6 protein-coding genes are annotated in these 7,271 nt (G+C 37.7%); 2 read left to right on the top strand and 4 right to left on the bottom strand.

The annotated features are described in order from the left end of the window. The first annotated feature begins 108 nt into the window (after nt 1-108). The gene (locus tag BLQ60_RS11670; protein WP_092620689.1) at nt 109-1,863 is read left to right on the top strand and encodes a hypothetical protein; all 1,755 of its coding nucleotides are present in this window, start codon (nt 109-111) and stop codon (nt 1,861-1,863) included. Nucleotides 1,864-2,191: 328 nt separating this feature from the next. On the opposite strand, the gene BLQ60_RS11665 is transcribed toward BLQ60_RS11670, so the two are convergent. Then, on the bottom strand, nt 2,192-2,431 hold the full coding sequence (locus BLQ60_RS11665; protein WP_092620686.1) for a hypothetical protein: 240 nt from the start codon (nt 2,429-2,431) through the stop codon (nt 2,192-2,194). 408 nt (nt 2,432-2,839) lie between these two features. Between BLQ60_RS11665 and BLQ60_RS11655 the strand changes: the two genes are divergently transcribed. Next, nucleotides 2,840-4,333 (top strand): reverse transcriptase domain-containing protein, encoded by a 1,494-nt coding sequence (locus BLQ60_RS11655; protein ID WP_092620679.1) that lies wholly within the window; start codon nt 2,840-2,842, stop codon nt 4,331-4,333. A gap of 238 nt (nt 4,334-4,571) precedes the next feature. Here BLQ60_RS11655 and trpC read toward each other — a convergent pair whose 3' ends face one another. Genes trpC through BLQ60_RS11640 form a run of 3 tightly spaced genes read right to left on the bottom strand, consistent with a single transcriptional unit; the run spans nt 4,572 to nt 7,055 of the window. Beyond that, nucleotides 4,572-5,393 (bottom strand): indole-3-glycerol phosphate synthase TrpC, encoded by an 822-nt coding sequence (gene trpC, locus BLQ60_RS11650; protein ID WP_092620675.1) that lies wholly within the window; start codon nt 5,391-5,393, stop codon nt 4,572-4,574. 9 nt (nt 5,394-5,402) lie between these two features. Further along, nucleotides 5,403-6,470, bottom strand: a complete 1,068-nt coding sequence (gene trpD, locus BLQ60_RS11645; protein WP_092620672.1) for an anthranilate phosphoribosyltransferase — start codon at nt 6,468-6,470, stop codon at nt 5,403-5,405. Further along, nucleotides 6,471-7,055 carry an anthranilate synthase component II gene (locus tag BLQ60_RS11640; protein ID WP_092620669.1) on the bottom strand — a complete coding sequence of 195 codons (585 nt, stop codon included), beginning with the start codon at nt 7,053-7,055 and terminating at the stop codon, nt 6,471-6,473. Nucleotides 7,056-7,271: the final 216 nt, after the last annotated feature.

Below are 7,271 nucleotides of genomic sequence, written 5' to 3'. Positions count from 1 at the left end.
AGACATGGTTCCAATGGTCAGCGTTCTCCATTAGATTATGAAAAGGCCCATCAAAAGATGGTTATGTGTGTCTAGAATTTTGGTGGCTATTCAGATAGAGTATTTAATATGGATAAAAAGAATTGGATTCTTCAACTTCAAGAAACTCGCAGAAATTTCAATAATTCAACTTGGGTCCCTCTTAGAGCATCACAGACCAAGGAAAAAGGCTCTGTTAAAAATATAGGCTTTGAAAGTGACTTTTTTGGATGTGGATCAGTTGCATTTCTACCAGAGCATGTAGATAAAGCAAATGACTTAAGTTGGAGTGATATAGGTATTAGTTCAATTGGTAAACCATATGCATATGATGATGGTCATTATTCTCCAATTGATCAGTACGAACGCAATGATAAAGAACCTATAGGTGTCCATTTAGTTTTTGAATATCCACAACCTGTTATTGGTGGAAGAAGGTGGATACTTAATCCAGACTTGATAGTTGCTCTGGGTTTAATTAAGGAAGGTCAAAGTTGGATAAGACCTGAAGAAAATTTTGTTGAAGTTGTTCGTGAGGTATTTGATGAAAAAGGTAATCATGTACTCATAGAAATTAAAAGAGAATTTTTAATAGATTATTTAGCTGCAAGAGGTTTAACACTTCGACTCTCATATTATCGTCAGAGAGTAGAAAACGTTGAATCATTGGCAAGTAGTGCTTATGCAGATTTAACAAATTTTAAAGAACAGCGAAACGATGGAAGGTTTGAGCTACTTATTCGCAATGTAAATGATATTTTTGGAGGTGGATGGGCATCTTTTAGAGTTTGGAGAACAGATGTAGATGAAGGTGAAGATGCACCAGTAATGGGGCCTGAAAATGATGACAATACAGACTATGAAACTTCAAAAGGTCATAAAAGTGGATATCAAGGTGTACGAGTAGAAGGAGAGTTTTGGAAGGATGAATGGATTCATCATCAAAGAAAAAGTATACGTGTTCGTAGAGATCAAAACGATACATTACCAAATTTCGTTGTAGAAACTGATGGGACAAGAATGAATGCTGCTTCATTAAACAATGAAGATATAGGTCGTTGGCTATGGTTTCGTTCTGGTATTGTTAATGAATTGCTTAGTTATAGAGGATTTTTTCTTGAATGGTATACGGCAGAAACCGGAGCTATTCATTCGACCTCTGGATATAGAATACATTTTGGAGTGAACTCGTTAGATTTCATTACTGTATATGCTTATGATATAGCCCGTTTAGAAGCATGGGAGCAACATATTTGGGCTGGCCATAACACAGCCCCAGATGGAAAGGTTTCTTCTGAATTACTAATGTCACAGGTTAAGGCAAAACCTGCTTCTACACACGCTGCTGAAACTATGCTATTTGAATGTACCAAGTTGTTAGAAGCAGGGTTCCATAATGAATATGGAATTAAGTTATTTTCACAAGATATAAGTGATACAAACTTTTTTAAGGATATCTCTCGTTTTTCGAGTAAAGATCAGACATCATTATTAAGATTAGCAAAGGAAGTTATCCGTTTTTTCTCTGAGCGTTTGAATAAGGAGCAACTCCGTAAGCTTTCAACGCATAAAGATAAAGAAAAGCTTGGTTCAAATAAACTTCTTGAAAGTATCTTAGCTGATAAAGTTGGAAACGATAAAGCTCGTGAGATTTTTGGAGTGATTGCTGGAGTCTATGATATGCGAAATGGTGATGCACATCAGACGAGTTCTAAGATTGGAGATGCTTTGAAGCTAGCTGGAATTGATGAAAATAGGTCTTATCTTAGACAAGGTGAACAACTTATTTCAAATTTTGGCCAGTCTATTTGGTGGATTGGTAAGTTGTTATTTGGGGAATCATAGTATTAATCTATGAAATAGCTGACGATGATTTTTTATAGTCATATTTTTCCCTACTACACATCTGGAATATAGACAATAAGAAAGCCAGACATCCTCTCTGACTTTCTCGTATGAACTATATAGGTATGGCCCATCTCCCTGTCTTTACTTGCATTCAACTCTCTTTATATAAATTAATATAAAATTATGGCGCTGTAAGAGATGAAGGATTATTAACTGTTACTTCTGCATCAATATTAAATTGACTTAATAAATTTTTCTGTTTTTCAACTGATAAAAGCTCGCAGTTACAAGGATTATTAATTTTGGTAAAGTTATAATTATCTTTTTAAGCATATTTTACAATATTAGCGAATAAAGCCTCAAAAGCATTAAGAGCTGTATCATGCATTTCTGATGATAGAGGTGATTGACTTATATCTACAATAATATCTGTTGGTAATTCTTGTGGCATCCCAGTCCATGCACTAAATTGACCTCTATTGGCTTTCTTAATTTCAGTCATAATAGCGAATGGCTGATTTTTTGCGGTAGTTAAATAAAAGTGGAATTCTTGCAATGGGATCATATGTTACTCCTTCTTGAAAACACATTTTCAAAAATTGACATAGGTTGTGTCGTGTTATTCCCAAAATGACATTGGTTGTGTCGCAGATTCTTGTCATCAAGTGTCGCAACAATATCTAAGTCATTGAAGTTAATAAACCAGAAATGACAAACCTTGTGTCGCATGACGTATCAGTTGGAAAATGGATAGCTCAAAATTTGATGATTTTCGCTATTAAATCCTACAACTTAATTGATATTTATCTGCTTTACAGTAAAATATCCATTAGAGTCCTAGGGACTTTAGTGGATCTGAATATTTTCCTTGAGATACAACCCAAAGTTGTATCAACTTGAAACTTAATTTTACCTCAGCTCTCCACGAAATAGACCTGTTCTGCAGGTCTATTTTTAATTAAGAGATTTAATCATGAGTCTAGAAAAGCAATTAAATAATGAAATTCTAAATGAGTGCAATAAATTAATAGCAAGATACTATAATTATTTAGAAAATTTGAACTCTGAGCATGTAAGAAGTTCAAAAAGATTAACAAACCCACCGAAAAAAATAATAAAAAGACCCGAATACTGGTCTACAAATAAAGGGTGTGATCCATTTCATGTAAAGAAAAATATCAAAGCCATCGCAAAAGCAATTGCAAAAAAGATTTCCCAAAAGACTTATGAGCCTTTAAAACCATCAGAGCTTGAAGTTCCTAAAGAAGATGGAAAAACAAGAAAAGTCATAATTTATCAAATAGCAGATGCTGTTGTTTCTAAAATATTCTATAAAAGACTTTTAGCAAAGAATAAACATCGATTTAGTTCATTTTCATACGCATACAGAAATGACCGCAATGTACATTTTGCAATTCAAGACATATCTATCGACTTAAATCGCAATTCAAGATCTTTTGTAGCAGAATTTGACTTTAGTGACTTTTTTGGAAATATTTCACATACATACCTATTTGAGCAATTTGATAAAAATGCTTTTAAAATAAGTCATGAAGAGAGATTTATTATTCAATCATTCCTTAAAAACAGAGATAAAGGTATTCCCCAAGGAACATCAATATCTCTATTTTTAGCAAATCTTGCTTGCTGGGAACTCGATTATAAACTTGAAAAAGAATGGTTGAAATTTGCACGATATGCAGATGATACACTCATTTGGTCTACTGATTATCAAAAAGTTTGCAATGCTTTCAACATTATAACTTCTTTTTCACAATCTGCTGAAATTCCCATAAATGCAAAAAAATCAGATGGGATTAGTTTATTAATACAAAAGGACTACCCTTCCGAACTTGCAGCTGATAGCACTAAAAATAGTGTTAATTTTTTAGGATACTCTATATCTGTAGATACAATATCTTTCAGAGAAAGCTCAATATTAAAAATCAAAAAGCAGATTTCATATTTACTTTATAGAAATTTAATACAACCATTAAAAAATGGCAATTTTAGAATATATACAAACATTGAAAAAAATAAAGATTACAACTTAATGATTTCACTGATGCAAATCAGGCGATATATTTACGGAGATTTAAGTCATCAACAATTAACCAACTATATTGAAGGACGATCCAAAAGACTACGCTTTAAAGGAGTGATGAGTTTTTACCCTTTAGTTAATAATAAAAAACAATTGGAGGCTCTAGATGGTTGGCTAGTTTCAACCCTATATAGATGTATAAAATTGAGAGAAAAATTATTAATTCAACAACACTATATATTACCAAACACCTATGCATTCCCTATAGATAAAAAGAATTTAGCTGTTAGCCTAAACAAGCTTAAAAAATATGAAATACCTAGCTTTAAGCTGATTCTAGAAGCACTAGAAGTTGGAATTAATAAAGAAGGACTGCCAAAAATAGTGCGTCCAGATACCTATAGTTATAAGTTTGGTGTCTGAACTAAACATGCATTTAAATTCTTGGAGCTTGTGAACTATACTGACTCTGTTAGTTTTTCACATGAAAACTACTTAGTATAGACAACTTGTTTAAGATTCATTTTTATAAAAATGCAAACTACAAAAAACATAAACCCGAATTGAACTCCCTGTCCAATTCGGGCAATATGCGGTTGTGCGACGTTTTTTTTATTTTTATGAGGTCTTCCAAGCCTGATCCTGCGCTGATGTAGTTATCTTAGGAAAAATCCGCTTTTGCCGAAATCGGAACCCCAAACAACGCCTCCAACGCTTGCCCTGCATGCGCCTGCTTCATAAATCCTTCACCCACCAAAAAGCGATCCACCGCATGATCTCGCATATACTGCACATGCTCAGGTGTGCTAATTCCACTTTCGGTGATGATCGTACGACCACTCGCCATATCTTTTAAGCGTACCGTGGTCGCTAAATCCACCTCAAACGTCTTGAGATTACGATTATTGACACCGAGTAGACATTGCTCAGGGAGCTTGAGCGCACGTTCCATTTCCGCTTCGTCATGTACTTCCACCAATACATCCATGCCCTGCTCAAAAGCTAAACTGGATAATTCATCGAGCTGTGCATCGCTCAAACATGCCACGATCAACAAGATACAATCCGCATGCAGTGCACGACTTTCTACAATGTGATACGGCTCGACCATGAAGTCTTTACGCAGCGCAGGCAAAGCGCAGGCTTCCCGAGCAATACGCAAATAGTCATGGTGCCCTTGGAAAAAGTCCACATCCGTCAATACAGACAGACACGCCGCCCCTGCGTGCTCATATTCTTTGGCGATTTGCGCAGGTTGGAAGTCCGCACGAATTACACCTTTTGACGGTGAGGCTTTTTTCACTTCTGCGATGATCGCAGGTGATTTATGATTCAGTGCATTGGCAAAGCCACGAGTTGCAGTCGCTTGCTGTGCCAATTCTTCGAGATCGGCAAAGCTATATTGCTTTTTCTTTTCAGCGATTTCTTCAAACTTGCGTGCAACGATTTTGCCCAAGATGGTATTTTGAATATCTGCGTGCATGTCGTGACCTTATTCTGCGCTTGAAGATTGTTGTGTAGCTTGAGCTTTAAGATTTTGCGTAAATTCGGCAACGATGCTCATTTTCTCTAAGGCTTGACCGCCGTAGATAATGTCTTGCGCCAAATCAACCGCTTGCTTCATATCTTTACATAAACCTGATACATACAGCCCTGCCGCCGCATTCAGCGTGATCATATCTGCGGCTTTTTCGCCAATTTCCGATTTATTTTTACCCAGTGCATCTTTGATCAGTTTGAGACTTTCTGCCGAATCTGCGACAGACAAACCAGTAAGCGTTTGTGAAGTGATGCCAAAGTCTTCAGGCTTGATCGTCCATTCAGTGATTTCACCATTTTTCAGCTCGGCAACGGCAGTTTCCGCAGCAAGGCTGATTTCATCCAACCCATCTTTGGAATGCACTACCATCACATGCTCTGCACCGAGTTGTTTCAGCACTTCAGCCATTGGTACACAGAGCTCATCAGAAAATACACCGATGACAAAATGCTTCACACCCGCAGGATTGGTCAGTGGTCCAAGTAGATTGAAAAAGCTACGAATACCCAGCTCACGACGAGGTGCAGCCGCATATTTCATCGCTTGGTGATGATTCGGTGCAAACAAGAATCCGACACCCATCTCACGAATAACACGTTCAGTCTGCGCCATATCCAGATCAAGGCGAATCCCTGCTTGCTCAAGCACATCCGACGAACCCGATTTGCTCGATACACCACGACCGCCATGCTTAGCAATAGTTGCCCCTGCTGCCGAGATGACAAAGCTCGATGCGGTAGACACATTAAATAGGTTTTGCCCATCGCCACCTGTACCGACGATATCGACTAAATACTCAATATCGCTGACGTCGATTTTAATGGCGAACTCACGCATGATGCGAGCTGCTGCGGTGATTTCATCAATACTTTCACCTTTAAGGCGCAAGCCCATCATCAGCGCACCAATCTGTGCATCGGTCGCCTCGCCTTGCATAATACTGCGCATCACATCTTCCATCTGCGCTTGGGTGAGATGAATATTTTTGGTGATGTGATTGAGTGCTTGTTGGATATTCATTTATTTATAAATCTCTAAAAAATTCTGAAAGACTTGATGCCCATGTTGGCTCAAAATCGACTCAGGGTGGAATTGCACCCCTTCGATCGGCAAGGTTTTATGTTTTACGCCCATGATTTCTTCGATCGAACCATCGGCTTCTTGCGTCCAACAGGTCACATCAAAACAATCGGGAATCGTTGCTTGCTCAATCACCAAAGAGTGATAACGTGTCGCAGAGAACGGTGACGGCAGATTGCTAAAAATTCCTTGATCAGAATGGTACATATCCGACAGACGACCGTGCATCACCGTTTTGGCACGGATAATATTGCCACCAAAAGCCTGACCAATCGCCTGATGCCCAAGACATACGCCAAGTAACGGAATTTTCCCTGCAAAGTGCTGAATCGCAGGCACAGAAATCCCTGCCTCCGTCGGTGAACAAGGTCCTGGTCCGATTACGAGATATTTCGGTTGCCAACGCTCGATGTCTTCTAAAGTCACTTGATCATTGCGAACGACTTTTACCTCTTGTGCCAACTCGCCAAAGTATTGCACGATGTTATAAGTAAAAGAGTCATAATTATCAATCATGAGTAGCATTCTAAAGGCAACCTATTGAAAAAATTAATTAAATATTCTAAAAAATCACTCATTACCCGTTTAGTTACCCGTTTTTAGATAAGGGTCGATAATTGGATAAATGTAAGCGTGATCTGCTTTTTCGAATTTGATTCAATCGAAAAAAGCGTAGGCTACTTTAGCAGAATTTTTAGGGCTTGTGCGGATTGCTTTTGATCTGATCTTTCATCAACCACT

The sequence above is a fragment of the Acinetobacter marinus genome (assembly GCF_900096915.1).
Classification (GTDB): Bacteria; Pseudomonadota; Gammaproteobacteria; order Pseudomonadales; family Moraxellaceae; genus Acinetobacter; species Acinetobacter marinus.
This window is presented reverse-complemented; position numbering and strand designations above follow the sequence as displayed.

Coding starts and splice junctions, on each gene's coding strand:
- BLQ60_RS11670 (WP_092620689.1), top strand. CDS start 109: ATGGATAAAAAGAATTGGATTCTTCAACTTCAAGAAACTCGCAGAAAT.
- BLQ60_RS11665 (WP_092620686.1), bottom strand. CDS start 2,431: ATGATCCCATTGCAAGAATTCCACTTTTATTTAACTACCGCAAAAAAT.
- BLQ60_RS11655 (WP_092620679.1), top strand. CDS start 2,840: ATGAGTCTAGAAAAGCAATTAAATAATGAAATTCTAAATGAGTGCAAT.
- trpC (WP_092620675.1), bottom strand. CDS start 5,393: ATGCACGCAGATATTCAAAATACCATCTTGGGCAAAATCGTTGCACGC.
- trpD (WP_092620672.1), bottom strand. CDS start 6,470: ATGAATATCCAACAAGCACTCAATCACATCACCAAAAATATTCATCTC.
- BLQ60_RS11640 (WP_092620669.1), bottom strand. CDS start 7,055: ATGCTACTCATGATTGATAATTATGACTCTTTTACTTATAACATCGTG.